The sequence below is a fragment of the Halomonas sp. PBN3 genome (assembly GCF_000475415.1).
Lineage (GTDB): Bacteria > Pseudomonadota > Gammaproteobacteria > Pseudomonadales > Halomonadaceae > Halomonas > Halomonas shengliensis.
On sequence record NZ_AXCA01000112.1, the window covers coordinates 25,269 to 51,216 of the forward strand.

Annotated in this window: 25 protein-coding genes and 1 riboswitch; of the genes, 13 read left to right on the forward strand and 12 right to left on the reverse strand. The window is 69.8% G+C overall.

Going from position 1 to position 25,948, the window contains the following annotated elements; all coding sequences use genetic code 11:
• Positions 1-102 precede the first annotated feature (102 nt).
• Positions 103-840, forward strand: coding sequence for a DODA-type extradiol aromatic ring-opening family dioxygenase (locus Q673_RS24125; RefSeq protein WP_023005231.1), 738 nt, complete (start codon positions 103-105; stop codon positions 838-840).
• A gap of 79 nt (positions 841-919) precedes the next feature.
• Here the strand turns inward: Q673_RS24125 and Q673_RS24130 are convergent, their stop codons facing one another.
• Complete coding sequence (locus Q673_RS24130) at positions 920-1,900, reverse strand: ABC transporter substrate-binding protein (protein WP_023005232.1); 981 nt, start codon at positions 1,898-1,900, stop codon at positions 920-922.
• A gap of 112 nt (positions 1,901-2,012) precedes the next feature.
• Complete coding sequence (gene gloA / locus Q673_RS24135; RefSeq protein ID WP_023005233.1) at positions 2,013-2,546, reverse strand: lactoylglutathione lyase; 534 nt, start codon at positions 2,544-2,546, stop codon at positions 2,013-2,015.
• Between the two features lie 152 nt (positions 2,547-2,698).
• On the opposite strand from gloA, the gene Q673_RS24140 reads away from it, so the two are divergent.
• From Q673_RS24140 to Q673_RS24180, 9 genes are all read left to right on the forward strand, one after another.
• The gene (locus tag Q673_RS24140; protein WP_023005234.1) at positions 2,699-3,184 is read left to right on the forward strand and encodes a C40 family peptidase; all 486 of its coding nucleotides are present in this window, start codon (positions 2,699-2,701) and stop codon (positions 3,182-3,184) included.
• 95 nt (positions 3,185-3,279) lie between these two features.
• A complete protein-coding gene (locus Q673_RS24145; RefSeq protein ID WP_023005235.1) occupies positions 3,280-3,942 on the forward strand; it encodes a thermostable hemolysin in 663 nt (220 codons plus the stop codon).
• Entirely contained in the window at positions 3,926-5,410 is a 1,485-nt protein-coding gene (locus Q673_RS24150) for an AMP-binding protein (RefSeq protein WP_023005236.1), read from the forward strand. Before Q673_RS24145 ends, Q673_RS24150 begins: the two co-directional genes overlap by 17 nt.
• Positions 5,407-6,099, forward strand: a complete 693-nt coding sequence (locus tag Q673_RS24155; RefSeq protein ID WP_023005237.1) for a TenA family transcriptional regulator — start codon at positions 5,407-5,409, stop codon at positions 6,097-6,099. The genes Q673_RS24150 and Q673_RS24155 overlap by 4 nt, the downstream gene beginning before the upstream one ends.
• The gene (locus Q673_RS24160; RefSeq protein WP_023005238.1) at positions 6,086-6,928 is read left to right on the forward strand and encodes an SDR family oxidoreductase; all 843 of its coding nucleotides are present in this window, start codon (positions 6,086-6,088) and stop codon (positions 6,926-6,928) included. The genes Q673_RS24155 and Q673_RS24160 overlap by 14 nt, the downstream gene beginning before the upstream one ends.
• Positions 6,925-7,608 carry a hypothetical protein gene (locus Q673_RS24165; protein WP_023005239.1) on the forward strand — a complete coding sequence of 228 codons (684 nt, stop codon included), beginning with the start codon at positions 6,925-6,927 and terminating at the stop codon, positions 7,606-7,608. The genes Q673_RS24160 and Q673_RS24165 overlap by 4 nt, the downstream gene beginning before the upstream one ends.
• 7 nt (positions 7,609-7,615) lie before the next feature.
• Entirely contained in the window at positions 7,616-8,296 is a 681-nt protein-coding gene (locus Q673_RS24170) for a response regulator (protein WP_023005240.1), read from the forward strand.
• Entirely contained in the window at positions 8,293-9,678 is a 1,386-nt protein-coding gene (locus Q673_RS24175) for an ATP-binding protein (protein ID WP_023005241.1), read from the forward strand. Before Q673_RS24170 ends, Q673_RS24175 begins: the two co-directional genes overlap by 4 nt.
• 83 nt (positions 9,679-9,761) lie before the next feature.
• A complete protein-coding gene (locus tag Q673_RS24180) occupies positions 9,762-11,453 on the forward strand; it encodes a phosphoethanolamine transferase (protein WP_023005242.1) in 1,692 nt (563 codons plus the stop codon).
• Positions 11,454-11,461: 8 nt separating this feature from the next.
• Here Q673_RS24180 and Q673_RS24185 read toward each other — a convergent pair whose 3' ends face one another.
• Both Q673_RS24185 and Q673_RS24190 read right to left on the reverse strand, forming a co-directional pair.
• Positions 11,462-11,980, reverse strand: coding sequence for a cytochrome b (locus Q673_RS24185; RefSeq protein WP_023005243.1), 519 nt, complete (start codon positions 11,978-11,980; stop codon positions 11,462-11,464).
• 105 nt (positions 11,981-12,085) lie between these two features.
• Complete coding sequence (locus Q673_RS24190) at positions 12,086-13,927, reverse strand: DUF3413 domain-containing protein (RefSeq protein ID WP_023005244.1); 1,842 nt, start codon at positions 13,925-13,927, stop codon at positions 12,086-12,088.
• 197 nt (positions 13,928-14,124) lie between these two features.
• Here Q673_RS24190 and Q673_RS24195 point away from each other — a divergent pair, with 197 nt between their 5' ends.
• The 3 genes from Q673_RS24195 (at position 14,125) to thiE (ending at position 16,018) form a co-directional block, all read left to right on the forward strand.
• The gene (locus tag Q673_RS24195) at positions 14,125-14,385 is read left to right on the forward strand and encodes a hypothetical protein (RefSeq protein ID WP_023005245.1); all 261 of its coding nucleotides are present in this window, start codon (positions 14,125-14,127) and stop codon (positions 14,383-14,385) included.
• A 73-nt stretch (positions 14,386-14,458) separates the two neighbouring features.
• Positions 14,459-14,557: riboswitch (TPP riboswitch) on the forward strand.
• Positions 14,558-14,589: 32 nt separating this feature from the next.
• Entirely contained in the window at positions 14,590-15,411 is an 822-nt protein-coding gene (gene thiM, locus Q673_RS24200) for a hydroxyethylthiazole kinase (protein WP_023005246.1), read from the forward strand.
• Positions 15,401-16,018 carry a thiamine phosphate synthase gene (gene thiE / locus Q673_RS24205; RefSeq protein WP_023005247.1) on the forward strand — a complete coding sequence of 206 codons (618 nt, stop codon included), beginning with the start codon at positions 15,401-15,403 and terminating at the stop codon, positions 16,016-16,018. Before thiM ends, thiE begins: the two co-directional genes overlap by 11 nt.
• 7 nt (positions 16,019-16,025) lie before the next feature.
• Here the strand turns inward: thiE and Q673_RS24210 are convergent, their stop codons facing one another.
• The 8 genes from Q673_RS24210 to Q673_RS24245 all read right to left on the reverse strand — a co-directional run bounded on the left by Q673_RS24210 (position 16,026) and on the right by Q673_RS24245 (position 25,948).
• The gene (locus Q673_RS24210; RefSeq protein WP_023005248.1) at positions 16,026-16,901 is read right to left on the reverse strand and encodes a DMT family transporter; all 876 of its coding nucleotides are present in this window, start codon (positions 16,899-16,901) and stop codon (positions 16,026-16,028) included.
• 107 nt (positions 16,902-17,008) lie between these two features.
• Complete coding sequence (locus Q673_RS24215; protein WP_023005249.1) at positions 17,009-18,415, reverse strand: D-alanyl-D-alanine carboxypeptidase; 1,407 nt, start codon at positions 18,413-18,415, stop codon at positions 17,009-17,011.
• Between the two features lie 134 nt (positions 18,416-18,549).
• Positions 18,550-19,311, reverse strand: a complete 762-nt coding sequence (locus Q673_RS24220; protein WP_023005250.1) for a sulfite exporter TauE/SafE family protein — start codon at positions 19,309-19,311, stop codon at positions 18,550-18,552.
• Between the two features lie 175 nt (positions 19,312-19,486).
• A complete protein-coding gene (locus Q673_RS24225) occupies positions 19,487-20,866 on the reverse strand; it encodes an L-serine ammonia-lyase (protein ID WP_023005251.1) in 1,380 nt (459 codons plus the stop codon).
• Positions 20,867-20,965: 99 nt separating this feature from the next.
• On the reverse strand, positions 20,966-21,832 hold the full coding sequence (gene purU / locus Q673_RS24230) for a formyltetrahydrofolate deformylase (RefSeq protein ID WP_023005252.1): 867 nt from the start codon (positions 21,830-21,832) through the stop codon (positions 20,966-20,968).
• 63 nt (positions 21,833-21,895) lie between these two features.
• Positions 21,896-22,546: a sarcosine oxidase subunit gamma gene (locus Q673_RS24235; RefSeq protein ID WP_023005253.1), complete on the reverse strand. Its 651-nt coding sequence runs from the start codon at positions 22,544-22,546 to the stop codon at positions 21,896-21,898.
• Complete coding sequence (locus Q673_RS24240; protein ID WP_023005254.1) at positions 22,539-25,577, reverse strand: sarcosine oxidase subunit alpha family protein; 3,039 nt, start codon at positions 25,575-25,577, stop codon at positions 22,539-22,541. Before Q673_RS24240 ends, Q673_RS24235 begins: the two co-directional genes overlap by 8 nt.
• Positions 25,574-25,948 (reverse strand): sarcosine oxidase subunit delta, encoded by a 375-nt coding sequence (locus Q673_RS24245; protein ID WP_023005255.1) that lies wholly within the window; start codon positions 25,946-25,948, stop codon positions 25,574-25,576. Before Q673_RS24245 ends, Q673_RS24240 begins: the two co-directional genes overlap by 4 nt.

A 25,948-nucleotide genomic window follows, 5' to 3' on the forward strand; every position in this document is an offset into this window, starting at 1 on the left:
TGAGTGAGCGATAATGTTTCTCGCCAAGCCCCGATTATCTCCTCCCGGGGTGCTGGTAGAGTGGTCGGCATCACCGACGCCACCCATTCAAGGAGAGCCAAGATGCTGCCCAGCCTGTTCATCTCCCACGGTTCACCGATGCTGGCCCTGACCGAGACCCCGGCCCACGCCTTCCTGCGCGACCTGGGCCGCGACTATCGCCCGCGTGCCGTGGTGGTGGTCTCGGCCCACTGGGCCAGCCGCCAGCTGCTGGTCAGCACCAGCGCACGCCCGGAGACCATCCACGACTTCGGCGGCTTCCCCCGGGAGCTCTTCGCGGTCCAGTACCCGGCACCCGGCGAGCCCGAGCTGGCCAGGCGCCTGGCCCGGGAGCTCAACGCCGTGCCCACCGAGCGCGGCCTGGACCACGGCGCCTGGGTGCCGCTGTCGCTGATGTTCCCCGCGGCCGAGGTGCCGGTGGTCTCGCTGTCGCTGCCGATGCTGTGGTCCAACGCTGAGCTGGTCGCCCTGGGCGAGCGGCTCGCCGCGCTGCGCGAGGAGGATATCCTGGTCATCGGCTCCGGCAGCCTGACTCACAACCTCTACGAGATGCTGCCGCTGGACGCCGAGATGCCGCCCTGGGTGGGCGAGTTCGCCGACTGGGTCGAGGCGCGGCTGGCGGCGGACGACCGCGAGGCGCTGCTGGCCTGGGAGCAGGGCCCCAAGGCCCGCGAGAACCACCCCTCGCCGGAGCACTTTCAGCCGCTGCTGGTGGCGCTGGGCGCCGGCGGGCCGGGCAGACGCCTGCACCACAGCGTGGAGCACGGTGTGCTGGCCATGGACGTCTACGCCTTCGCGTGAGGAGCGATGCTCCCCGACAGTAACGAGGCCGCCCCGTTACCGGGGCGGCCTCGTCTCATTGCGAGCCAATGTCGCGAAATCAGGCGTCGGGAATCTCCAGCGCCTGCTGCACCAGCGGCCAGGCCGGCTCGCCATCACGGGTGGTCACGCCCTCGAGGAAGGCCTCGACCCGCTCGGGATTGTCGCGCAGCCACTGCAGGGCGACCTCCTCGGGCTCGCGCTCCTCGTAGCTGAAGCCGAGAATCATGGCGCTCTGGTCGTCGGCGCTGAATACCAATTGGTCGAGCAGCCGGGTAGCGTTGGGATTGGACTCGGAGAAGTCCGTGGTCACCAGCGTCTTGACGTCGCTGCGCCCCTGGTCCGGCCCCCACATGTCCTCGGGGTCCTCCAGGTACCTGACGTCGTATTCGATGTTCATCCAGTGCGGCGTCCAGCCCGCGAAGACGATCCACTCCTCGCGGTCCAGCGCCGAGTCCACTGCGCTGAGCATGCCCGGCGTGGAGGTCTCGGAGAGGGTCCAGTCGCCGAGGCCGTAGGTGTCGTCGTCCACCGCCCCGTTGAGGATCTCGCTCATGCCGGAGCCTACCTCGATGGAGTAGATGGTGCGCTCGAGCTTCTCGGCGAACTCCTCGTCGGCCAGATCCTCGGCGGAGGTCACGCCGGCCTCATAGACATAGGTGGGCACGGCGAAGCCCAGGCGGGCACCGTCGACGTTGTTGCCCAGATCGACCAGCACCTCCTTCTCCATGGTGGTCTCGTACATGCCCTGCTGGCCCGGCAGCCAGGCGGCAAGGAAGGCATCCAGCTCGCCCTGGGTGAGGGCCTCGTAGGTAATGGTGGAACCGAGCTCCTCCTGGCTCACCTCATAGCCCAGCGTCTCGAGCAGCTGGGCAGCCAGGGCGGTCTTGACGGTAACCCCGGGCCAGGCGGGCACGGAGAAGCGCACCTGGGCCGGCTCCTCGGCGAGGACCGCACTGCTCCAGGTCAGAGGGGCAGCCAGCAGGGCGCCGGCCAGCGCCAGGGTAAGGGTAAGGGTAAGGGGACGACGGGACAGGTTCATCGGGTCTCCTTGGCAGGTCATGCCATGCATGGATTCGAGCATGACCTTATCGCCCGTCGGAGAGGATGGCAAAAACGCCGCCCGCAGGCGGCACCTGGCCAGTGGCGCGTCCTCAGTCGCCCATGGCGGCAAGGCGATCGGCCTGGACCACCTCGATCCAGTAGCCGTCGGCGTCCTTCACGAACACCACGTCCTTCATCTTGCCCTGGTCGGCGCGCTTGACGAAGGTGACGTCGTTGGCGTCGAACCACGCCTCGGCGGCGTCGAGATCCGGCACGCTGAAGCAGATATGGCCGAAGCCCTGGGGCTCGGCATTGCCGTCGTGATAGGCGAAGTCGGTCTGCTCCTCGGTGCCCCAGTTGTGGGTCAGTTCCAGCAGGCCCTTCTGGCTGAAGGTCCAGACGGTGCGCTGGCCGGCGTCCTCCGGCACGTCATCGCCCTGCTCCAGCCGGGCCAGGAAGTAGAGCGAGAACTGCATCTCCTCGAAGTCGAGGCGACGCACCACCGACATGCCGAATACCCTCGAGTAGAAGGCCAGGGCCTTCTCGGGATCCTTGACCCGCAGCATGGTGTGATTGAGGCGGAAGCCCTGGGACTCGGCGGTGGGGGCCTCTACGCCGGGGTGTTGTTCGCCGGTAAAGCTCATGTCGACTCCTTGTGATGCGTGGCTGTACGCTCGGATATGGGGATGATGGTGGCACTTTTCCAGGAGCTTCCCGCGGTCTTTCCCCCATGGCTTCCCCACCAGTGGCGGCCAGCGCTAATGTAGGGGGATATCCACTGCAAGGAGCGATTCGCATGCCGGTTCGTGATCTCTGGCGGGTGTGGCTACTGATGGTCGCCCTCACCCTGCTCGCCGGCTGTGCCGGCAAGGAGCTGGCGGTGGAGGACCCGCCGCCCCACGAGGGCCTCTCCATCGACCGTGTGCTGATCCTGGCCGCCGCCGAGCGCGCCCTGGGCACGCCCTACCGCTTCGGTGGCAACACGCCCTCGGGCGTCGACTGCTCGGGACTGGTGCAACTGGCCTATCAGGCCGCCGGTATCCCCGTGCCGCGCACCGCCGATGACCAATTCCGGGCCCTGCCGGAAGTGGATCGCGCCCGCCCCGGCGACCTGCTGTTCTTCGATACCAGCGGGGGTGGCAAGGCCAGCCACGTGGGTATCTACCGCGGCGACGGGCAGATGATCCACGCCCCCGGCCGTGGCCGCCGGGTAGAGACCTCGCCGGTGGAGATCGCCTACTGGCAGGAGCGCTTCCTGGGCGCCGCCGCCCCGGCCCCCTGACGCCCGAGGTAGCGCACAGCATTCCGGGCCAGGGCTTAAGCCTGCGTTAAGTTGTCGAGACCAGAGTATCGGTGAAACGTCATGGAGACGACCCGATGCCTGAACCGAGACGACTGCCCTGCCTGCCGGCCGCGACCACCCCCTCGCCGCTGCAGTGGCGCGAGGCGCGCCACTGGACCCGGCGCCGCCGCCTGGAGCACCTGATCCGTCGCCGCTTCGCCGAGGAGCATGGCGCCTCCATCACCCAGCTGCTGCCGCGCCTCTTCGGCCTGTGGCTGGGTGAGCGGGCCGAGGCCGCGGTGGGGGTGCGCTCGGCGGCGAGCGGCCCGCTGTTCCAGGAGCGCTACCTGGACGTTTGCGCCGAGCGCCTGCTGGCCGAACGCTTCGCCCGCCCCGTGGCCCGCCACCAGGTCGCCGAGATCGGCAACCTGGCCAGCCGCCGTCCCGGCCTGCAGCGTCCGCTCTTCCTGCATCTGGTGGACCAGCTCGGCCGCGAGGGCATCGGCTGGCTGCTGTTCACCGCCACCCCCGAGGTGGCCAACGGCATTCGTCGCCTGGGCCTTACCCTGGAGCCGGTGATGGTCGCCGACCCGGCACGCCTCGGCGCCGAACAGGCCAGCTGGGGCCGCTACTATGAGCGCCGCCCTTGGGTCATGGCCGGCGACCTGCGCCGCGCCCATCGTGAACTGGGAGAACGCGGCCTGCTGCCCTCGAGCCTGCCCCGTCCGGCGGAGGTAGCCCATGCGCACCTCGCCTGAGGCCTTCCTCGCGCAGCTGACCCACCACGCCGAGGAGCGCCCGACCCGTATCGCCCTGGAGGAGGGGCAGCGGCGGGTCTCCTTCGCCGAACTGCCGGGCGAGATCGAGTCACGCCGACAGCGGCTGGCCGATGCCGGCGCCGCGCGGGTCGCCCTGGCCCTGGACAACGGCATCGACTGGGCGCTGTGGGACCTGGCGCTGCTGCAGGATGGCCGCGTGGCGGTGCCGGTGCCCGCCTTCTTCAGCGCTGCCCAGCGCCACCACCTGGTGGAGGCTGCCGGGCTCGACGCCTGGATCGGCCCCGGCGGCGAGGCCCATGGCTTCGCTACCACGCGGGACCCGGCCCTCGCCACCCGACACATCGCCTCGCCACCGGAGCTGCATCCCGGCACCACCCGCATCACCTTCACCTCCGGCACCAGCGGCACTCCCAAGGGAGTCTGCCTGGATGCCGCCGCCCCGCTGGCCGTGGCCGAGAGTATCGCCGCGGTAGTCGAACCACTGGGCATCGAGCGGCACCTGGCGATGCTGCCGCTCGCCACCCTGCTGGAGAACATCGGCGGCCTCTATGTGCCGCTGTGGCTGGGCGCCACCGTCTGCCTGCCCGGGGTCGCCGAGCTGGGCTGGAGCGGCGCCAGCGGCTTCGACCCGCACCGGGCGCTGGCCTCCCTCGACGCCTGCCGGCCCCACAGCCTGATCCTGGTACCCCAGCTGCTGCAGGCGCTGGTAGAGGCGTCCCCGAAGGCCCCCGAGAGCCTGCGCTTCGCGGCGGTGGGTGGCGCCAGGGTCGCCGATACCCTGCTGGCGCGTGCCCGGCACGGCGGCTGGCCGGTCTTCGAGGGCTACGGCCTCTCGGAATGCGCCTCGGTGGTCTGCCTCAACCGTCCCGGCGAGTCCGCCCGAGGCGTGGGCCGGCCGCTGCCCCATGCCAAGGTGCGCCTGGCCGACGACGGCGAGGTGCAGGTCCAGGGGGCCAACATGCTCGGCTATCTCGGTGAGCCGACGTCCACCTCGGCCTGGCACGCCACCGGTGACCTGGGGCACTGGGAGGGCGACGCCCTGGTGCTGGAGGGACGACGTCGCGAGGTCTTCATCACCGCCTACGGCCGCAACGTCGACCCCCAGTGGGTGGAGGGCGAGCTCTGCGCCCGCCCCGCCATTGCCCAGGCCCTGGTGCACGGCGAGGCGCTGCCCGCCAACCGCGCGCTGCTGGTGCCTGCCTCGGCGGAGGTCGACGACACCATGCTGGCTGCCGCGGTGGCCGAGGCCAACGCCGGGCTGCCCGACTACGCCCGGGTCCACGAATGGCGCCGCAGCGCCCCCTTCACCCCCCACAACCACCAGCTGACGGCCAACGGCCGCCTGCGCCGCGACGCCATCCTCGCCGCCCATGGCGGCTGGCTGTGTGCCGCACCCACTCGACCCGAGCCGCACCTTTCACAGGCGCCACAAGGAGTGACCCCATGACCCCATACCAGCAACTGCAGCACGCCACCCGTGAAGAGCGCGACTGGCTGCTCTCCACTCCGCTGCTGACCCGCGCCCTGGCCGGCCGGGTGAGCCGTGACGAATACCTCGCCTTCCTCGGCCAGGCCTACCACCACGTGCGCTTCACGGTACCGCTGATGATGGCCTGTGGCGCCCGCCTGCCGGAGCGTCTGGAGTGGCTGCGTGGCGCCCTGGTGGAGTACATCGAGGAGGAGCACGGCCACGAGCAGTGGATCCTCGACGACATCCGCGCCGCCGGTGGCGATGCCGCGGCGGCCGCCGCCCGCCCGGCGGACCCCGCCACGCGGCTGATGGTGGCTGCCGTGCGCGACGAGATCGAGCATGGCCACCCGGTGGGCTTCTTCGGCATGGTCCAGGTGCTGGAGGGCACCAGCACGGCGCTGGCCACCCAGGCCGCCGAACGGCTGCAGGCGAGCCTCGACCTCCCCGACGAGGCGGTGCGCTACCTGACCTCCCACGGCAGCCTGGATATCGGCCACCTGGCCTTCTTCGAGGGGCTGGTGAACCGCCTGGAGGAGCAGGACCTGGCGGCGGTGATCGACACCGCCAAGCTGGTCTACCGCCTCTACGGCGCCATGTTCCGCGGCGTCGAGACACGCTGTGCCGGCGGCAATGCCGCCCGGGAGCTCTCCGATGCGCTGGTCTGACCGCCTCGCCCGACGCCCACGGCTGCCGGAGGGGGGCTGGCCCGCCCAGCGGGTGCTGATCACCGGGGCCAGCGGCGGCATCGGCCAGGCGCTGGTGGACGAGTTGGCCGCCGCCGGGGCGCAACTGCTGATCACCGGCCGCCGAGCGGAGGCCCTCGCGGCCACCGCGGACCGCCATCCCGACCGGGTCACCGCGCTGCCCGCCGACCTGACCCGCGCCGAGGAGCGCGCCAGGCTCGTCGCCGCGGCGCGAGAGGCGGACATCAACATGCTGATCAACGCCGCCGGGGTGAACCGGGTGGCGCTATTCACCGAGGGCTCCGATGCCGAGATCGAGCGGCTCATTGCCCTCAACCTCACCGCCACCCTGCAGCTGACCCGCGCCCTGCTCCCCCAGCTGATGGCGGCACGCCAGGGCTGGGTGGTCACCCTGGGCTCCACCTTCGGCACCCTGGGTTACCCCGGCCAGGTCGGCTACTGCGCCACCAAGTTCGCCCTGCGCGGCTTCAGCCAGGCCCTGCGCCGCGAGCTCGCCGACACCCGGGTGCGGGTGCTGCATGTCTCGCCCCGGGCCACCCGCACCGCCATGAACGCCCCCGAGGTGGAAGCCATGAACGCGGCCCTGGGCAACGCCATGGACAGCCCCGCCCGGGTAGCCCAGGCGGTTCTCAGCGCCGTCGAGCGCGGCCGCCAGGAGGCCCAGCTGGGCAGGCCCGAACGCCTCTTCGTGCGCCTCAACGCCCTGCTGCCGGGGGTGGTCGACCGCGCCCTGGCGCGCCAGCTTCCCGTCATCCGCCGCTTTATCGGCACTTCGGAGACCACGCCATGAACACGCTACGCTTCTCTCACCCTGTCATCTCTCGTCTTGTCGCCACGCTGCTTGTCGCCGGCCTCGGCGGCCTCTGCGCCATCACCGCCCTGGCCGCGAGCGATGGCGGTGGTTCCGACCCGAGTGTGGCTGCACTGCAGTCCCGCTGGGCCGAGATCCGCTACGAACTGCCCGAAAGCCAGCAGGCCAAGGCCCTCGAAGAGCTGGGCAAGGAGGCCGAACGCCAGCTGGCCGAGCACCCCGACTCCGCCGAGCTGCTGATCTGGTCCGGCATCGTGCGCTCCAGCCAGGCCGGCGCCGAGGGCGGGCTGGGGGCGCTGGGCCTGGTCAAGCAGGCGCGCGGCTATCTGGAGGCCGCCCTGGCGCAGGACCCGCTGGCGCTGAACGGCTCCGCCTACACCAGCCTGGGGGCCCTCTACTACCAGGTACCGGGCTGGCCGATCGGCTTCGGCGACGACGACAAGGCCGAGTGGCACCTCAAGCGGGCGCTCACCATCAACCCCGACGGACTCGACAGCCTCTATTTCTGGGGCGACTATCTGCACCAGCAGGGTCGCGATGCCGAGGCGCGCCAGGCCCTGGAGAAGGCCCTGCAGGCGCCGCCGCGGCCCGGCCGCGAGCTCGCCGATGCCGGCCGCCGCGAGGAAATCCGCCACCTGCTGTCGCAACTGGAGCAATGACCCAACGATGCGCATCCTGCTGGTCGAGGATGACCCGAGCCTGGCCTCGGGCATCCGCCTGGCCCTCAAGCCAGAGCACTACACCGTGGACCATCTCGCCGATGGCGCCGTGGCACTCACCGCCCTGCAGGGCAGCGAACCCTTCGACGCGGTGATCCTCGACCTGGGCCTGCCCGGGCTCGACGGCATGCGGGTGCTGGAAGCCGTGCGGCGCGGCGGCAATCGGATCCCGGTGCTGGTGCTGACCGCCCGGGACGCCGTCGACGACCGCATCAAAGGCCTCGACGCCGGCGCCGACGACTACCTGGTCAAGCCCTTCGAGGTCGCCGAGCTCAAGGCACGCCTGCGTGCCCTGCTGCGCCGCAGCCAGGGCCAGGCCAGCCCAATGCTGGAGTGTCGCGGCATCCGCCTCGATCCCGCCAGCCGGGAAGTGTGCTATCGCGGCGAGGTGATCCCGCTCTCGCGCCGCGAGTTCACCCTGCTCCAGGAATTCATGGGCCACCCCGGGCGGGTCTTCACCCGCGACACCCTGACCCGGCTGGTCTACGGGTGGGAGGAAGACGTGGAGAGCAACGCCATCGAGGTGCATGTCCACCACCTGCGTCGCAAGCTCTTCCCCGGCCTGATCCGCACAGTGCGCGGCATCGGCTATGTGCTGGACCGCGCGCCGCAGGAGGCCGAGGTGTGACCTCCATTCGTCGCCGAACCCTGGGACTTGTGCTGCTGGTGTTCGGGGTCAGCATGCTGGCCATCGGCCTGGTCAGCTATCGTTATGCTGCCCACGAGATCGAGGAGCTCTACGATGCCAGCCTGGCCCAGAACGCCCGCCTGCTGGAGGGCCTGATCCAGGCGCCGCTGCCGGACGACCAGCGCGAGGCGCTGCTGGCGAGCCTGGAGAGCGCAGTGGCGCGCGCCGAGCAGTCTGACAAGGAGCTCCCCGGTCACCGCTACGAGAGCAAGCTGGCCTTCCAGCTGTGGGAGGAAGACAGGCTGTTGCTGCGCTCGGCCAGTGCCCCGCCCGAGCCCTTCACCGAGGCGCCACCCGGCTATGCCAGCAGCCGGGTGGCCGGCCACGATTGGCGGGTCTATGTCCTCGACCTGCCCGAGCCGTCGCGGCGGGTGATGGTCGCCGAGCGCGACGACGTGCGCGGCGAGCTGACTCGCGCCGTGGCCCTGCGCACCCTGCTGCCGGACCTGGTCGGCCTGCCGCTGCTGGCACTGCTGCTGTGGTGGGCCGCCGGCTGGGGATTGCGGCCGCTGTCACGGCTGGCCGCGGCGATCCGCCAGCGTGATCCCCACAACCTGCAGCCACTGGTGATGCGCCCCCTGCCCCGGGAGCTGGACACCATCGTCGGCGCCCTCAACCGGCTGCTGGAGCGCATCCGCGGGCTGCGGGTGCGCGAGAAGCGCTTCATCGCCGACGCCGCCCACGAGCTGCGCACCCCCCTGGCGGTGCTCGACCTGCACGCCCAGAACGCCCTGGCCACCGAGGACCCCGCCGACCGTCGCGAGGCGCTGGAGGAGCTGCGCCGCGGCGTGGCCCGGGCCACCCGGCTGGTCACCCAGCTGCTGACGCTGGCGCGCCTGGAGCCCGAGGAGGAGGAGCAGGAGGCGAGCGCCCGGATTGCCAGTGACCTGCTGGTCGAGGTTCGCGAGGCCCTGGCCGAGCTCTCGCCGCTGGCGGTGGAGCGCGGCCAGGCGCTGGACCTCGCCGCGGACGAGGAGAGTGACTGGCGGTTGGCTACCGAACCCGGTGCCATCGCCACCCTGGTACAGAACCTGGTCGGCAACGCCCTGCGCTACACCCCGGACGGCGGCCGGGTAACGGTGAGCCTGGCCGCCGAGGCGACCCGACTGACGCTGCGAGTGGATGATCAGGGCCCGGGGATTCCCGCCGCGGAGCGCGAACGCGTTACCGAGCGTTTCCATCGCGCCGGCCCCGGCGCCGGCGCCGGCCTGGGGCTCTCCATCGTCGAGCGCCTGCTGGCCCGCCACGGCGGCAGCCTGCGCCTGGAGGAGGCCCCCGGCGGCGGCCTGCGCGCCGTGGCGACGCTGCCGCGGGCCGCCTGAGTCTTTACGCCCGGGCCGCTGAAATAAGGCTTCGTTAAGATGAGCCCGTCAGCATGGCTGCGTTACCTTTCTGGACGCAGCCAATGCCTGAAACCAATGACTCACCGATAGACAGTCTCCTGCGGTTCCGCTCCCGACTGCCAGCGCTCTCCCCCCAGGGCCTGACCCTGCTGGCGTGCCTGAGCTTCACACTCTTCTACAACCGACGCTTCTGGTCGGCGGTAATCGAGGCCGAGCCGCCCACGGGACTCGGCGACTGGGGCCTGCTGGCCGCCTACGGTGTGGTGGTGACCGGCCTGCACCTCGTCGTCTTCCTGCCTTTCGTCAACCGGACCACCGCCAAACCCTTGCTGACCGCCCTGGTGCTGGTCGCCGCTGCGGTAAGCTATTTCACCGGCCACTACGGCACCTACTTCGATACCCACATGATCGACAACGTGCTGCAGACCGATACCCGGGAGGCGGGCGAGCTGCTCACCCCGGGACTGGCGCTCTACCTGTTGCTGTTCGGCCTGCTGCCGTTGTCCCTGGTATGGGGCTGGCCTCTGCGGCGGCGCAGCTGGCAGCGTGGCCTGGGGGCCGGCGCAGTGTGGTGGCTGGGCAGTGTCGTCGTGCTCGCCGGGGCGCTGCTGCTCTCCTTCCAGAGCCTCTCCTCGCTGATGCGCAACCATCACGAGCTGCGCTATCTGGTGACACCGGGCAATGCCATCGTCTCCACCGGCCAGGTGATGGCGGCGCCCCCACCGCTGCCCGAGGAGCGCCTACCCATCGGCGAGGATGCACGGCGCCTGCCGCGCGCCGACGGCACACCCCGGCTGCTGGTGCTGGTGGTCGGCGAGACGGTGCGCGCCGCCAACTGGGGACTCTCCGGCTATGCACGGCAGACCACCCCGCGCCTGGCCGAGCGTGACGTCGTCAACTTCCCTGACGTCGCCAGCTGCGGGACCAGCACCGCCGTCTCGCTGCCCTGCCTGTTCTCCCCCCAGGGGCGAGACGACTACGACGAGCGCTTCACCCGCAGCCACGAGTCGCTGCTGGATGTGGTGCAGCGCGCCGGCTACCGCGTGGTGTGGATCGACAACCAGTCGGGCTGCAAGGGGATCTGCGATGGCGTGGAACGGGTCTCACCATCGCCGGATGCCCACCCCGAACTGTGCGGAGAGGAGGGTTGCCTCGATGGCGTGCTGATCGAGGCGTTGAAAGGTCAGGTTGCTTCGATCAGCGGCGATACGGTGATCGTGCTGCATATGCTGGGCAACCACGGCCCCAGCTACTTCCAGCGCTACCCGGAGGACTTTCGGGCCTTCACGCCTACCTGTGACACGGCCGACCTGGCCCAGTGTGAACGGGAGGCGATCGTGAACAGCTACGACAACGCGATCCTGTATACCGACAGCGTACTGGACGGGATCATCGGCGTGCTGGAGGAGAGTCAATCCCTGACCACGGCCATGCTGTACGTCTCCGACCACGGGGAGTCACTGGGCGAGAAGGGGATCTATCTGCACGGCCTGCCCTACGCCATCGCTCCTCGGGAGCAGACCCGCGTGCCCATGGTGTGGTGGGCATCCGATGATTTCCTGGGCAGCCAACGACTGACGAGCGACTGCCTCACTGCCCAGCGTGACGCCTCACTGAGCCATGCCCACCTGTTCCACTCTCTGCTCGGGCTGCTTGGTGTGGAGAGCGAGGTTCGCAAGGACGCCCTGGACCTGACGGCAAACTGCCGCGCCCCGGAGGCACAAGCCCCCGGAGCGCTGATCACGCAGGAGTAGCAGAATATTCAGGCCATGCGCTTCAGGGTGTGGTCGCGCAGCCAGAACTGGTGCGCCAGGCTGGCCGCCACGTGGCCGCCGATCAGCAGCCACAGCAGGTTGGCCAGCACCTCGTGGGTCTCCTCGGCGGCCTCCTCCAGCCACTCGATCTCCGCCCCCGGGGCGATCAGCGGCAGGCCGAAGAACTCCACGCCCTGGCCGCTGCCCAGGGCGACGAGCAGGCCGCTCACAGGGATCACCAGCATCGCCGCGTAGAGCGCCAGGTGCCCCAACCGGGCCGCCCACTTCCAGTGCGCATGGGCCTCGAGCCGGCCGTGGTTGACCCGGCGCCACAGCAACCGGAACACCAGCAACCCCAGCAGCAGCACCCCCACGCTCTTGTGCAGTGCCATCGCCTCGCGCTCGCTCATCCCGACGATCTCCGCCAGCCACTCGGTGCCCAGCATCAGAAGCAGCAGCGTGGCCATGCTCCAGTGAAGCGCCCGCGAGACGGCGCCGTAACGTTGTTCGGAATCCAGCCAGTTCATGTCGTCATCCTCCTCGGTCGATGCACGACGACCGTTGTACCGCACCCAGGCTGACGCCAGCCTTAACGCCGCATTCATGCGCCGTTCATCTTCACCCGGTGCCGCTCAACGATAGAAGCGCGACAGCGCCTGCAGCACCTCGCGGGAGACCTCGGGGGCCGGGCGCACCTCCTCGAGCTCGTTCATGCGGTAGTCGTAGGCCTCGAAGGCGCCAGTCGGATGCACCGCGATCTGGTACTCCGGCAACAGGATGCCGTAGCCCATGTAGCTACCGGAGAGCAGCCAGTCGCGTGGGGCGCCGGGGGCGAGCAGGCTGCGCCCCAGGGTATAGCGCTCGGGGGCGGCCTCACAGCCGAGCAGTTCCTCCAGCAGCGTCGGGGCGATATCGGCATGCTGGGTGCGCCCCTCGAGCACACCGCCGGGGCGCCCCGGCAGGTGCATCACCAGCGGTACCTGGACCTGCTCCGGGGTGTAGTTGCTGCCGTGTCCCCAGTAGTTCCGCCCATGCTCGTTGAACGACTCGCCGTGGTCCGAGGTGATCACCACGGCGGTATCGTCGAGCCTGCCGCGTCGCTCGAGGTCGTCAAGCACTCGTCCGAGCTGCGCATCCACGTAGCGCGCCGCGGTACGGTAGCGATTCCAGTAGGGCTCGGGGTCGAAGTCAGGACCCAGTGCCATATGGTTGATCTGCTCCCAGTAGGGAGTGAAGCGCGGGAAGTCGGGGGGATGGCTGTAACCATGCACGGCGTCATAGAAGAGGAAGCCGAAGAAGGGCGCAGCGTCGGGCGCCTCCGCCGAGGCCTCCATCCAGGCCAGCCAGTCGTCGGTGATCTTCCGGTCGCGCTCCCAGGGCTCGCCCTGGGCCGGGGTCAGCGAGACGTCCTCAAGGCCGGCGAAGACGTTGCGGTCGAAGGCGGGGCTCACCAGGGTCGCCGAGGAGAGCACCTGGAAACGATAGTTGGCGGCCTCGAGCTTCTCCATCAGCACCGGCGGCGTCTGGCCGCCGGTGAAGGCATCCCAGTAGGTGACCGGCAGGCCGTAGAAGAGGCTGAACACCCCCGCCTTGGTGGAGTTGCCCCCACTGAAGTGCTCGGCGGCCCGGTACCAGCCTGGGCGACCGGCGTAGCGACTCAGGTTGGGCATCACCTCGGGGGTCAGCAGGTCGTGGCGCACGCTGTCCAGCACCACTAGCAGCAGGTTGTGGGGCGCGGCCGCCGGCGAGCAGCTCAGCGGCGCCGAGGGATAGGCCAGGTCATGGGCCTTGCCCTCGGCCGCCTCCAGCTCCACCCGGTCGCGCACCGCCTGGGGGTCGACCCAGCCCCGCTTGACGAACAGGCGCTTGGCGGTAGCGGGATAGAACAGCGGCACATGGCGAGTCATGCCGGTGATGTCGCGGTCGTAGTGGGCGTCGGCCCAGGCGTGCCAGCCATGCACCCCGAGCAGGGCCAGCAGGCCGAGGGCGAGTGCCGGCAGCACCGGCCGCGACAGTGGGCGCCGCTTGAGCCATAACCCCAGGGCCCCCTGCAGCGCCAGCATCGCCAGCACACCGCCGATGGCCAGGGCCCAGGCCAGCCAGGAGAAGCTGAAGACGTCGCCGCCAGCGTTGACCAGCAGATCGAGGATGAAACCGCTGAGGTGGAAGCGGTACTGGGCGTAGACGAAGGTGTCGAGCAGCAGCACCAGTTGCAACAGGCCGGCCCACAGGGTGGTGACCAGCCACAGCCAGGGCGCCCGAAGCAGCGGGGCCAGCAGCAGCAGCGGCAAGGCCCCCAGCCACACCAGAAGCCCGATATGGCCGAGGAACACCAGCAGCAGGTAGCCCCACTGCTCGGCGCCCTCGGGGGCCATGTAGGGGAGGTAGCGCAGACTGATCAGCCAGGCGAGCAGCAGGTTGGCCAGGGTCCAGGCGCCCAGCCAGCGCCAGCGATGGAGAAGGGATGCAAGCATGTGATGACCACGATCATGAAAGGGCCCGACACCAAGCCGCGATACACGGCCTGTCGGGTGGTGGAAAGGTACCGGGATCGGCGCCGTCACACTCTGGTCATGCCACCTTAAGCAATCCTTAAGGAAGGCGCGCCACAGTCATGGTGCATGCTGATACCGCCGCAACCCGAGGCAACACCATGACCCGGAGTCCGATAATGACACTCGCAGACACCCTCGTCGCCGAGAATCGCGCCATCGTGCCGCTGCTGCTCATCGGCCTGGCGTTGCTGGCCCTGGGCGTGCTGGCCGCCGGCTGGGAACCCATCGAGCTGCCGCTGGGGCTTGCTGCTCTGGGCACCCTGGCGCTGGTCCTGCTCACCCCCGAGCGCTGGCAAGACGAGGAAGCACGGGACACCGTCAACAGCCTGGTACTGGCCAGCCTGATCACCCTGGCGGGCTTCCATGTGATGGCATGAACCTCGCTGCTCGAGCGCCTCGCCAGAGGCATTGCTCGGCCTTTACAGTCCTCCCCGGGACGTGGATAGTGTGGCTCGACGACAGGGGCGCCGCGGCAATCGCCGTGGCTGAGACGCACCCTTGGAACCTGACCCGGATCATGCCGGCGTAGGGAGTCGTGCAGCCCGCCCCGCCGCCTGCACCTCCCGCGCCCGGGAGGAACGATGACCACCGCCACCCGCGGCCCGATCGACCCCGCCGCCCATCTCGCTCGCCTGCGCGAGCGCGCACCCCTGATTCATAACATCACCAACCTGGTGGCCATGAACCCCATGGCCAACGTGCTGCTGGCCCTGGGCGCCTCGCCGGCCATGGTGCATGCCCGCGAGGAGGCCGCCGAGTTCGCCGCCCTCGCCGATGCCCTGACGGTGAATATCGGCACCCTCTCCCCCCATTGGGTCGAGGCCATGGAGGAGGCCGCCGCGGCCGCACGGCTGGCGGGCAGGCCCTGGGTGCTGGACCCGGTGGCGGTGGGTGCCACCGCCTACCGCCGCGCGGCGGGCAGGCGACTGCTGGAGCGACGCCCCACGGTGATCCGCGGCAACGCCTCTGAGATCCTGGCCCTGGAGCATCAGGGAAGCGGTGGGCGCGGCGTGGACAGCAGCGATCCCACCGAAGCCGCCGAGCAGGCCGCAGTGGCCCTGGCCCGCCGCATTGATGCCGTGGTGGCGGTGACCGGCGAGGTCGACCGGGTCACCGACGGCCGGCGCCTCGCCCGTATCCCGGGCGGCCATGCGCTGATGCCAAGGGTCACCACCCTGGGGTGCGCACTCACCGGGGTGGTGGCCGCCTTCCTGGTGGGGGCCGAGGATCCCTTCGCCGCCACTGTGGCGGCGCTCGCCTGCTACGGCGAGGCGGGTCGCCAGGCCGGCGAGGTGGCGGCCGGCCCCGGCAGCTTCGCCGTGGCCTTCCTCGACGCGCTGTATGCCCTCGACGAACACCGACTCTCTGCCCTGCCGCCCCTGGAGGTGATCGATGCGCCTTGACCTCTCCCTCTATCTGATCACCGACCCCGCCCTGTGCGCCGGCCACGGCCTGGTGGAGACCGTCGTCGCCGCGGTGCGCGGCGGCGCCACGGTGGTCCAGCTGCGCGACAAGCACGCCGCGGACGGCGAGCTGATCGACCAGGCGCGGCGGCTCAAGGCGGCACTGGCCGGCAGCGGCGTGCCGCTGATCATCAACGACCGCCTGGCCGTGGCGGTGGAGAGCGGCGCCGACGGCCTGCATATCGGCCAGGACGACGGCGAGGTGGCCGAGGCCCGGGCGGTGCTGGGGGAGCAGGCGATCCTCGGCCTCTCGGTGCAGACCCTGGAGCAGCTGGCGCGCATCGACGCCGAGCGCCTCGACTACCTGGGGCTCGGCCCGGTGTTCGCCACCCCCAGCAAGCACGACCACGCCGAGCCGCTGGGCTTCGCGGGACTGGCCACCCTGGCGGCGGCGAGCCCCCTGCCCGGCGTGGCCATCGGCGGGCTCAAGGCGGAGCACGTGGCGGCGACACGCCAGGCCGGCGCCCAGGGCCTGGCGGTGATCTCGGCGATCTGCGGCATGCCGGACCCCGAGGCGGCGGCGCGCGCCTTCGGCCCGCGGGGCTGAGGTCGGCTCAGGCGGTGGGGCGGCGCTTGAGCGAGGTGCGCCCCTCGCGATAGGCGATGGCCAGTCCGCTGCCGATGATCAGGGCGCTGCCCACGAACACCCAGAGGTCCGGCATCTCGCCCCAGAACCACCAGCCCAGCACCACCGCCCAGAGCATGGCGGTGTAGTCGAAAGGGGCGGCGATGGCCGCCGGGGCATGGCGGAAGGCCAGGGTGATGAAGGCGGTGGCCCCCACCCCGAACAGCCCCGAGCCGAGGAAGCCCAGCCAGTGCCACGGCAGCGGCGCCTGCCACACCCAGGGCAGCAGCAGCCCGGTGATCACGAAGGGCACCAGGGTCATGTGGAAGACCATGGCCCAGAGGTGCTCGGTGGCCCCCCAGCGCCGCGCGGTAATCAGCATCAGCGCATAGAAGAACGCCGCCCCCACCAGCACCAGGGACCCCGGATGGAAGGCCTCGCCACCGGGGCGCACCACGATCAGCACACCGACGAAGCCCACCAGCGAGGCGGCCAGCACCGGCCCCTCGATGCGCTCGCCGAGGAGCGGCACCGAGAGCAGGGTCACGAACAGCGGCGCCACGAAGGCGATGGCCGTGGCCTCGGCTAGGGGCAGCAGGGTCAGGCCCAGCACGAAGCAGCCCATGGTGCCGGTGTAGATCAGCCCGCGCAGCAGGTGCACCCCGGGCCGCCGGGTGCGCAGCTTGCGCAGGCCGCCGGCGAAGTGGGCCAGCAGCGCGATCAGCGGCAGCGATACCAGGGTGCGGAAGAAGATGATCTGCAGCGGCGAGTGCACCTCGCCGAGCCACTTGGAGATGGCGTCGCCGACGGCCAGGCAGAGCACCCCCAGGCACATGAACCCGATCCCCTTGATCGACGCCGACATCCCGTCTCCTCGTGGCACTGGCCTCCAAAGGCGCCACCACGCCGGCAGGGAGCCGGCGGGGTGGGAAGAGGGATCAGACTAGAAGCTTCGCAGGCGAACGGCAACCGCTACATGCCGGCGCCGACCACCATGCAGTCGATGCCGTCGCGTGCCAGGCTGCGGCAGGCGCGGTAGGCCTGGTTCTCGTCGAGGTTGACCAGCCGGGCCCGGAACAGCGGCTGGGGCCCCGGCGCCTCGTGGATGTCGACCCGGGCGTTGGCCAGGTCGCTGGCCAGGCGGTCGGCGGCGCGGCCGGCCAGGCTGCGGGCGTTGTCGGGGTTGCTGAAGGCGCCCACCTGGACGCCCCAGCCGCCGCTGCGCCCCAGCGGCTCGAGGCGCTGGGTGGTGCGGCTCGCCGGCTCGTCGGCCTGGGCGATCAGCTCACGGATCGGGTCGTTGGCCGAGCCCTGGGCGGTCTCCGGCAGCGCCGAGCTGGCGCGGGGCAGCGGCTCGGGGGCCTCGAGGCTGGCCAGCCGAGGCTCGGGCTCGAGGCGTGCGACGACGCGCTCGGCCGGTGCCTGGCGAGCGGCCAGCTGCACCGCGGGCGGCGAAGACGGCACCACCGGGCGCGCCGCGGGCAACGTCGGCTCGAGGTTCATGCGCTCGCCGGAGAAGTCCGCCGAGGCGACCCAGTCGCCGCGCCCGAACAGCGAGGCACGCACGAAGCCGCGATCCAGCAGGTCCGCCATATGGGCGTCGCGGGAGGCGGCGGTGAAGCCCCCCATCACCACCGACACCAGGCGACGGCCATCACGCACCGCCGAGGTGGCCACGTTGAAGCCCGAGGCGCGGATGAAGCCGGTCTTGAGGCCGTCGGCACCGGGGTAGTTGTCGAGTAGGCGGTTGTGGCCGGTGATGGTCTTGCCCTTCCAGGCGAAGCGGGTGCGCGAGAAGTAGTGGTAGTACTGGGGGAAATCCTGCATCAGGCGCAGCGACAGGGTCGCCATGTCGCGGGCGGTGGTGGTCTGGCCGGCGTCGGGCAGGCCGTGGGGATTACGGAAGGTGGTGTCGTGCATGCCCAGCTCGCGGGCCTTGGCGGTCATCATGCGGGCGAAGTGGCTCTCGCTGCCGCCGAGGGCCTCGGCCACCACCACCGCCACGTCGTTGGCCGACTTGATGATCAGCGCCTGGATGGCGGTCTCCACCGGAATGGTCGAGCCGGCCTTCACGTAGAGCTTGGAGGCGGGCTTGGAAGCGGCATAGGAGGAGACCGGCAGCGGCTGGTCGAGGCTTATGCTGCGCCCTTCCAGCGCCTCGAACAGCAGGTAGAGGGTCATCATCTTGGTCAGCGAGGCCGGGTAGCGGGTCTCCTCGGCGTTGGCGGCGTGGAGGATCTCGCCGCTCTCCACGTCGACGACGATGGCCGCATACTTGGGATTGGCCTGCGCCGCCGTGGCCAGCAGCACCGCCAGGCTCACCAGCAGCCCGAACGCCAACAGCCGTGAGCGGCCAACGGCCTGGATCGCGGTCACCATACGCTTGCTCCCTCGAATGTCCCGATAGTGCTGTGCTCGATAACGCTTTTGATGGGGCGTCTTCCCGCATTATGGCCCGCATGGCGCCGCTGTACAGGGCGTGGCGGCAAAAATTCCACGATTCGCCTGCCCTTCTAGCCCGCCAGGCGGGAGGCCCCCAGCCACACCAGGCGCAGCGCCAGCAACGTCAGGGCCCACTTGAACAGGGTATCGAAGCGATGCTCAGAGAGGCGCCGCAGCAGGCGCAGGCCTAGCCAGGTGCCGACGAAGCCCGAGGCCACCATGGCCAGCATCAGACCCAGCCAGTCGTGGAACACGAAGCCGGCCATGCCGAACACGAAGGCCTTGGTGAGGTGCTGGGCACTCATGCAGGCCGAGAAGGTGGCGACCTTGGCCAGCCGGTCGCTCTGCCCCTGCTTGATGAAGGCCGCCACCATGGGCCCGCTGGCGCCCACCAGGCTGGAGAGCAATGTGGTCAGGGCGCCGGCCAGCAGCACCCCGACGCGCCCCAGGGCACGCCGGGGCAGCCCCGGCCCCCAGCAGCTGTAGAGCACGAAGGCGGCGATGCATAGCTCAAGCACTCCGGCGGGCAGGCGCACCAGCAGCCAGCTCGCGACCAGGGCACCCAGCACCACGCCGGGTAGGAAGGCGGCGATCACCGTGCGGTCGACGTGGCGCCAGGTGAGCACGACCCGCCCCACGTTGGAGCCGGTCTGCACCATGCCGTGCACCGGGATCAGCGCCGCCGCCGGCATCACCTGGGCCAGCGCCATGATCAGCAGCAGGCCACCCCCGACCCCCACCGCCGCGGTGAAGGCGGAGGTGAACACCGAGATCAGGACCAGCAGCAGGTTGATGCCGGCGGAGAGCGGGGAGAGCAAGTCGAGCAGCAGCATCGGGAGGGTCCTGCAGGAGCGAATGGCAGCGCCCTAGGGTAGCGAGAGATCAACGGGAAATCTCGTCTCCGCCTGCTCGACCCGAGGCGGCCAGGCCTACCGAGTTACCCACCGCCCCAGCGCCGAGCCTGATCTCTCCCACTGGGGATGGAAGGGGGGACCGGTCCAGGGGCACTCAGCACTCGATGGCGCTGACGGCCAGGCCGCCCCTGGAGGTCTCCTTGTACTTCTCCTGCATGTCGGCGCCGGTGTCACGCATGGTGCGGATCACCTTGTCCAGCGAGATGAAGTGCTGGCCGTCGCCGCGCAGCGCCATCTGGGCGGCGTTGATCGCCTTCACCGAGGCGATGGCGTTGCGCTCGATGCAGGGCACCTGGACCAGGCCGCCCACCGGGTCGCAGGTCAGCCCCAGGTTGTGCTCCAGGCCGATCTCGGCGGCGTTCTCCACCTGGTCGATGGTGCCGCCCATCACCTCGGTGAGGCCGGCGGCGGCCATGGCGCAGGCCGAGCCCACCTCCCCCTGGCAACCCACCTCGGCACCGGAGATGGAGGCGTTCTTCTTGCACAGGATGCCCACGGCGGCGGCGGCCAGCAGGAAGTCCACCACGTCACGCTCGCAGGCGCCCTTGCGGAAGTGCATGTAGTAGTGGAGCACCGCCGGGATGATGCCCGCGGCACCGTTGGTGGGGGCGGTGACCATGCGCCCACCGGCGGCGTTCTCCTCGTTGACCGCCAGGGCATAGAGGTTGACCCAGTCCATGGCCGACATGGTGGTGGCGATCAGGGAGTCGTCGTCGCGGCTGTCCAGCAGGCGCTGGTGCAGCGAGCGGGCGCGACGGCGGACGTTGAGCCCACCGGGCAGTACTCCTTCCGCTTCCAGCCCTTTCTCCACGCAGGCCTTCATGGCCTGCCAGATCTCGCAGAGTCCCTTGCGGATCTCGTCCTCGCTGCGCCACGCCTTCTCGTTTTCCAGCATCAGCTCGCTGATCCGTAGCCCGCTCTCCCGGCACATGCGCAGCAGCTCGTCGCCGGTCTGGAAGTCGTAGGGGATCTCGGTGTGATCGGTGTCCAGCACCCCCTCGTCAGACTGCGCCTCGTCGATGACGAAGCCGCCCCCCACCGAGTAGTAGGTATTGCGGTAGAGCTCGCCGGCCTCGCCGTAGGCCAGCAGGCGCATGGCGTTGGGATGGCGCGGCAGACTCTCCTCGAGCAGGCGCATGTCGCGCGCCCAGTCGAAGGCGACCGCATGCCGATTGGCCAGACGCAGCGTGGCCGACGCCTGGAGTTCCTCGATGCGTGGGGCGATGACATCGGGGTCGATGCGGTCGGGGCGCTCGCCCATCAGGCCCATGATCACCGCACGGTCGGTGCCGTGGCCGATACCGGTGGCGGAGAGCGAGCCGTAGAGTTCGACCTCGAGGCGCGTGACGTGCCCGGTCAGCTCCCTGGCATCGAGCTCGGCGACGAAGTTGCAGGCGGCCTGCATCGGGCCCACGGTGTGGGAACTGGACGGCCCGACGCCGACCTTGAACAGATCGAAGACGCTGATTGGCATGATGCGATGACCTTGTTATTGGATGGATCGATAGGCGCCTGACGGCGCCGTTCGCCCGGCAGAGCCGGCCTCCTACGCGCTACGCGTCCACTGACGCGCCTAACGATCGAAGACCACGGTGCGGTTGGCATGCAGGAAGACGCGGCGCTCCACGTGCAGGGCCACAGCGCGGGCCAGGGTCAGGCACTCGACGTCGCGCCCCTTGGCTACCAGGTCCTCGGGGTAGTCGGCGTGGCTCACAGGCTCCACGCCCTGGGTGATGATCGGCCCCTCATCCAGGTCGTCGTTGATGTAGTGGGCGGTGGCACCGACCAGCTTGACCCCCTTCTCGTAGGCCTGGTGGTAGGGCCTGGCGCCCTTGAAGCCAGGCAGCAGCGAGTGGTGGATGTTGATGGCGCGGCCGCTGAGCTTTTCGCACATCCGGCTTGAGAGCACCTGCATGTAGCGGGCCAGGATCACCAGCTCGGCGCCGCTCTCCTGTACCACCTGCCACACCTGGGCCTCCTGTTCGGGTTTGGTCTCGGGTGTGATCGGGAAGTGGTGATAGGGGATGCCGTGCCACTCCGCCAGGTCGGAGAGGTCCGGGTGGTTGGAGACGATGGCGCGTATCTCGATGGGCAGCTGGCCGATGCGGTAGCGATACAGCAGGTCATTGAGGCAGTGATCCGCCTTGGAGACCATGATCACCACCGGCATGCGCGTGCCGGGGGCGGTGAGCTCGAAGGTCATCTCGAACTCGGCGGCACGGGCGGCGAACTCGGCCTGGAAAGCCTCGGCGTCGAAGCCCTCGGCCTCCGGCTTGAATTCCGTGCGGATGAAGAAGCGCCCGCTGAGGCGATCGTCGAAGGAGTGCTGCTCGGTGATGTAGCAGCGGCTCTCCTTGAGGAAGCGGGTGACCACATCCACGGTACCCAGGCGACTCGGGCACTGGGCCGCCAGGATCCAGCGATTGTTGTTGTCCTGCATGGTTGTCTCTCCCGAAAGGGGCCGGCGGATGCCGGCCCTCTCTCTTCTGTCAGGCGACAGCCGTCACCCTTCCACGCCGATGGCGTACTCGGCGCCGGCGTCCAGGATCCAGCGATAGAGGTAGTCGGCGAAGCTGCGACGCAGCACCAGTTCCCAGCGCTCCTCGGTGGGGCGGCGCAGGATCAGGTTGGCCTTGGCGAACACCGTGGTCACCCCCTTGCCCACCGGAAAGGCCTCCGGGTGGACGTCATAGGGCGTCGACTTCATCAGCAGTTCCCGGGCCTTCTCCCCCTCGAGCTCGATCAGGGTCTGGCCGCCGCTGACGTTGATGATGGCGGTGTGGGCATCGCCCAGCGCCTCGCGCAGGCGCTTCTCCAGGGCGAACTCCTCGCCGCCGGGGACGATCAGGAGCCACTCGTCGGGGGAGAGCCACTGGATCGAGCGCTCGCCGCCGTCGTCATGGGTCAGGGTGTTGGGGCGTCCCGGCAGGCCGAAGCCGAGCACCTGGCGCACCGCCTCGTCGAGGACGATGGCGCCGCCGCGCAGGATCAGGTGACCCGCCATGGCGCGCTCACGCAGCACCACGCGGCTCTTCTCGCCGACCGCCGGACGGCCGCTGTGATGGTAGGACCAGGCCAGCGGCGATTCCGCCGGCACCTCGACCTGGGGACGGGCGTCGTAGAGGTTGTACCAGGTGGCGGTTTGCTCAGACATTCTGGCGCTCTCCCTTGGGATCAACAAAGATCGTGCCGACGATTTCCGCGGCGTGGGTCTTGCCGTCGACCATGGGCAGGTAGACGGTCTCGCCCATGCGCTGATGGCCGCCCTTGACCACGGCCAGCGCGAAGCCGCTCTTGAGGGTCGGGCTGTAGTAGCTGGAGGTGACGTGGCCCACCATGGGCATGGGGATAGCGTGATCCGGATCGAAGACGATCTGGGCGCCCTCCTCCAGCACCACCGATGGGTCCTTGGGCCTGAGCCCGACCAGCTGCTTGCGGTCGGTGCGCCGGGTATCGGGGCGCGACAGGGCGCGCTTGCCCACCCAGGAGTTGGGCTTGTCGTAGCCGATGGCCCACTGCATGCCGAGGTCCTCCGGGGTCACCGAGCCATCGGTATCCTGCCCGGCGATGATGAAGCCCTTCTCGGCGCGCAGGACGTGCATCGTCTCGGTGCCGTAGGGCGTCAGGCCGTACTTCTCGCCGTGCTCGAACAGCGTCTTCCAGACATGCATGGCATAGTTGGCCTGAACGTTGATCTCGTAGGCTAGCTCGCCGGTGAAGGAGATGCGGAAGACCCGCGCGGGCACGTCCGCCACCTTGCCCTCGCGCCAGTCCATGAACTTGAAGGCATCACGGTCGAGGTCGATATCGGTGATCTCACCCAGCAGCTTGCGCGCCTCGGGCCCGGTCACCGTCATGGTCGCCCACTGGTCGGTCACCGAGGTGAAGGTGACATCCAGCTCCGGCCACTCGGTCTGGTGCCACAGCTCCAGCCACTCCATCACGCCGGCGGCGCCGCCGGTGGTGGTGGTCATCAGGAAGTGGTTCTCGGCCAGGCAGCTGGTGGTGCCGTCGTCCATCAGCATGCCGTCGTCCTTGCACATCAGCCCGTAGCGGGCGCGGCCGGGCGCCAGCTTGGCCCACTTGTTGGTGTAGATGCGCCCCAGGAACTCGCGGGCATCCGGGCCCTGGATGTCGATCTTGCCCAGCGTCGAGGCATCGAGGATGCCGACCTTCTCGCGCACGGCGAGGCACTCCCGGGCGACCGCCTCGTCCATGCTCTCCTTCTTGCCGTCGACGGTCCTCGGGAAGTACCAAGGGCGCTTCCACTGGCCCACGTCCTCGAATTCGGCGCCGTGCTCCACGTGCCACTGGTGCAGGGCGGTGTAGCGCTCGGGATCGAAGAGGTCACGGCAGTGGCGGCCGACGATGGCACCGAAGGTGACCGGGGTGTAGTTGGGGCGGAACACCGTGGTGCCCACCTCGGGGATCGACTTGCCCAGGCAGCGGGCGGCGATGGCCATGCCGTTGATGTTGCCCAGCTTGCCCTGGTCGGTGCCGAAGCCCATGGCGGTGTAGCGCTTGACGTGCTCGATGGACTCGAAGCCCTCGCGGGTGGCCAGTTCGATGGCCGCCGCGGTGACGTCGTTCTGCAGGTCGACGAACTGCTTGGGAGCGCGCAGGGTGGGCTTCTCGTGGGGTACCTGATAGAGCGCGCAGGCCTGGCCTTCGCGGATGACATCGGCCCGGGGCAGCTCGATGGCATCGGCGGACCGGCCCAGCGCGGTGAGTGCCTCGCGCGCCTTGGCCATGCCGTCGGCAAGGCCACCGGCCAGGTCATGCACGCCACGGGCACTGCCGGCGGCATGCACGCCCTTCACCAGGCTGGGCACGAAGCCGAGGATCTCCTCGTTCCAGGTCGGCCGGGCGCCGGTGTGGGAGGCCAGGTGGATCACCGGGCTGTAGCCGCCGGAGCTGGCGATGGTGTCGCAGGCCAGGGTCTCGGCCTGGCCGGTGACCGAGAAGGCCTCGGCATCGATGGTGGCGACGCGGGCGCCGCTGACGCGCTTGTCGCCCTTGGCCTCGATCACCGCCGACCCTTCGATGATACGGATGCCGCGGGCGCGGGCCTGCTCCACCAGCTCGCCGTCCGGATGGCGGCGCGCATCGACGATGGCCACCACCTCGCGGCCGGCCTCATCCCAGTCCAGGGCGGCGCGGTAGGCGTGGTCGTTGCTGACGGAGAGCACCAGCTTGTTGCCCGGCACCACCCCGTAGCGGCGGATATAGGTGGAGACGGCACCGGCGACCAGGTTACCCGGCACATCGTTGCCCGCGTAGACCAGCGGGCGTTCGTGGGCGCCGGTGGCGAGGAGCACCTGGCCAGCGCGCACGCGGTGCATGCGCGAGCGGGTGGGACGGACGCCGTCGACCGTCGGTGCGGTCTCGCCGAGGTGCTCGGTGCGCCGCTCGTGCAGGGTCACGAAGTGGTGATCGTGGTAGCCGTTGGCGGTGGTGCGCGGCAGCAGGGTGACGTTGGCGCACTCGGCGAGCTCGGCGACGGCCTGCTCTGCCCACTGGGCGGCGGGACGGTCGTCAAGAAGTTCACGGCTGTCGAGCAGCGAGCCGCCCAGCTCCTCCTGCTCGTCGCAGAGGATCACCCGGGCACCGGCCCGCGCCGCGGTGAGCGCGGCGGCGAGGCCCGCGGGGCCGGCGCCGATCACCAGCAGGTCGCAGTGCTGGTTGAGATGGTCGTAACTGTCGGGGTCGCGCTCCATGGGGCTGCGGCCCAGTCCCGCCCCCTTGCGGATGAACTTCTCGTAGGTCATCCACATGGAGGCCGGCGCCATGAAGGTCTTGTAGTAGAAGCCCGGCGGCATGAAGCGCCCGCCCAGCTTGCCCACCAGGCTCATGGCGTCACGCTGGACATTGGGCCAGCCGTTGGTGCTGCGCGCCACCAGGCCATCGAAGAGCGCCTGCTGGGTGGCGCGCACGTTGGGTACCTGGGCCGCCTCGTTGCTGCCCAGCTGTACCAGCGCATTGGGCTCCTCGGCGCCGGCGGCGACGATGCCGCGGGGCCGCGAGTACTTGAAGCTGCGGTTGACGACATCCACCCCGTTGGCCAGCAGTGCCGAAGCCAGGGTATCGCCGGCATGGCCCTGGTAGGCCTTGCCGTTGTAGGTGAAGCTCAGCCGGCGGGCACGATCGATGCGCCCGCCCTCTTTGAGACGATTGACCTGGCTCATGCCTTGACTCCTTCCTGTCGCTCGACCTCTTCCACCGCGGCGGAGGCTTTCTCGGCAGCCACGGTCTCAGCAGGCTTGCCTTCTGGATGCTCGGCGGTGAAGCGCGGCTGCTCGCCCATCCGGTAGGTCTCGAGGATCTCGTAGCTCACGGTGTTGCGGGTGATGTTGAAGAACTTGCGGCAGCCGACGGCGTGCACCCACAGCTCGTGATGGATGCCACGGGGGTTGTCGCGGAAGAACAGGTAGTCGCCCCACTCTTCATCGGAGCAGGCCTCGGGGTCCGCCGGGCGGGCGATATGCGCCTGGCCCTTGGGGTGGAACTCCTCTTCCTCGCGGTGCTCCTCGCAGTAGGGGCAGTAGATGAGAAACAT

Coding starts and splice junctions, on each gene's coding strand:
- Q673_RS24155 (WP_023005237.1), top strand. CDS start 5,407: ATGACCCCATACCAGCAACTGCAGCACGCCACCCGTGAAGAGCGCGAC.
- Q673_RS24215 (WP_023005249.1), bottom strand. CDS start 18,415: ATGGTGACCGCGATCCAGGCCGTTGGCCGCTCACGGCTGTTGGCGTTC.
- thiM (WP_023005246.1), top strand. CDS start 14,590: ATGACCACCGCCACCCGCGGCCCGATCGACCCCGCCGCCCATCTCGCT.
- Q673_RS24170 (WP_023005240.1), top strand. CDS start 7,616: ATGCGCATCCTGCTGGTCGAGGATGACCCGAGCCTGGCCTCGGGCATC.
- Q673_RS24145 (WP_023005235.1), top strand. CDS start 3,280: ATGCCTGAACCGAGACGACTGCCCTGCCTGCCGGCCGCGACCACCCCC.
- Q673_RS24130 (WP_023005232.1), bottom strand. CDS start 1,900: ATGAACCTGTCCCGTCGTCCCCTTACCCTTACCCTTACCCTGGCGCTG.
- Q673_RS24150 (WP_023005236.1), top strand. CDS start 3,926: ATGCGCACCTCGCCTGAGGCCTTCCTCGCGCAGCTGACCCACCACGCC.
- Q673_RS24125 (WP_023005231.1), top strand. CDS start 103: ATGCTGCCCAGCCTGTTCATCTCCCACGGTTCACCGATGCTGGCCCTG.
- Q673_RS24220 (WP_023005250.1), bottom strand. CDS start 19,311: ATGCTGCTGCTCGACTTGCTCTCCCCGCTCTCCGCCGGCATCAACCTG.
- Q673_RS24210 (WP_023005248.1), bottom strand. CDS start 16,901: ATGTCGGCGTCGATCAAGGGGATCGGGTTCATGTGCCTGGGGGTGCTC.
- Q673_RS24140 (WP_023005234.1), top strand. CDS start 2,699: ATGCCGGTTCGTGATCTCTGGCGGGTGTGGCTACTGATGGTCGCCCTC.
- Q673_RS24225 (WP_023005251.1), bottom strand. CDS start 20,866: ATGCCAATCAGCGTCTTCGATCTGTTCAAGGTCGGCGTCGGGCCGTCC.
- Q673_RS24190 (WP_023005244.1), bottom strand. CDS start 13,927: ATGCTTGCATCCCTTCTCCATCGCTGGCGCTGGCTGGGCGCCTGGACC.
- Q673_RS24245 (WP_023005255.1), bottom strand. CDS start 25,948: ATGTTTCTCATCTACTGCCCCTACTGCGAGGAGCACCGCGAGGAAGAG.
- Q673_RS24185 (WP_023005243.1), bottom strand. CDS start 11,980: ATGAACTGGCTGGATTCCGAACAACGTTACGGCGCCGTCTCGCGGGCG.
- gloA (WP_023005233.1), bottom strand. CDS start 2,546: ATGAGCTTTACCGGCGAACAACACCCCGGCGTAGAGGCCCCCACCGCC.
- Q673_RS24195 (WP_023005245.1), top strand. CDS start 14,125: ATGACACTCGCAGACACCCTCGTCGCCGAGAATCGCGCCATCGTGCCG.
- Q673_RS24160 (WP_023005238.1), top strand. CDS start 6,086: ATGCGCTGGTCTGACCGCCTCGCCCGACGCCCACGGCTGCCGGAGGGG.
- Q673_RS24165 (WP_023005239.1), top strand. CDS start 6,925: ATGAACACGCTACGCTTCTCTCACCCTGTCATCTCTCGTCTTGTCGCC.
- Q673_RS24240 (WP_023005254.1), bottom strand. CDS start 25,577: ATGAGCCAGGTCAATCGTCTCAAAGAGGGCGGGCGCATCGATCGTGCC.
- Q673_RS24180 (WP_023005242.1), top strand. CDS start 9,762: ATGCCTGAAACCAATGACTCACCGATAGACAGTCTCCTGCGGTTCCGC.
- Q673_RS24235 (WP_023005253.1), bottom strand. CDS start 22,546: ATGTCTGAGCAAACCGCCACCTGGTACAACCTCTACGACGCCCGTCCC.
- thiE (WP_023005247.1), top strand. CDS start 15,401: ATGCGCCTTGACCTCTCCCTCTATCTGATCACCGACCCCGCCCTGTGC.
- purU (WP_023005252.1), bottom strand. CDS start 21,832: ATGCAGGACAACAACAATCGCTGGATCCTGGCGGCCCAGTGCCCGAGT.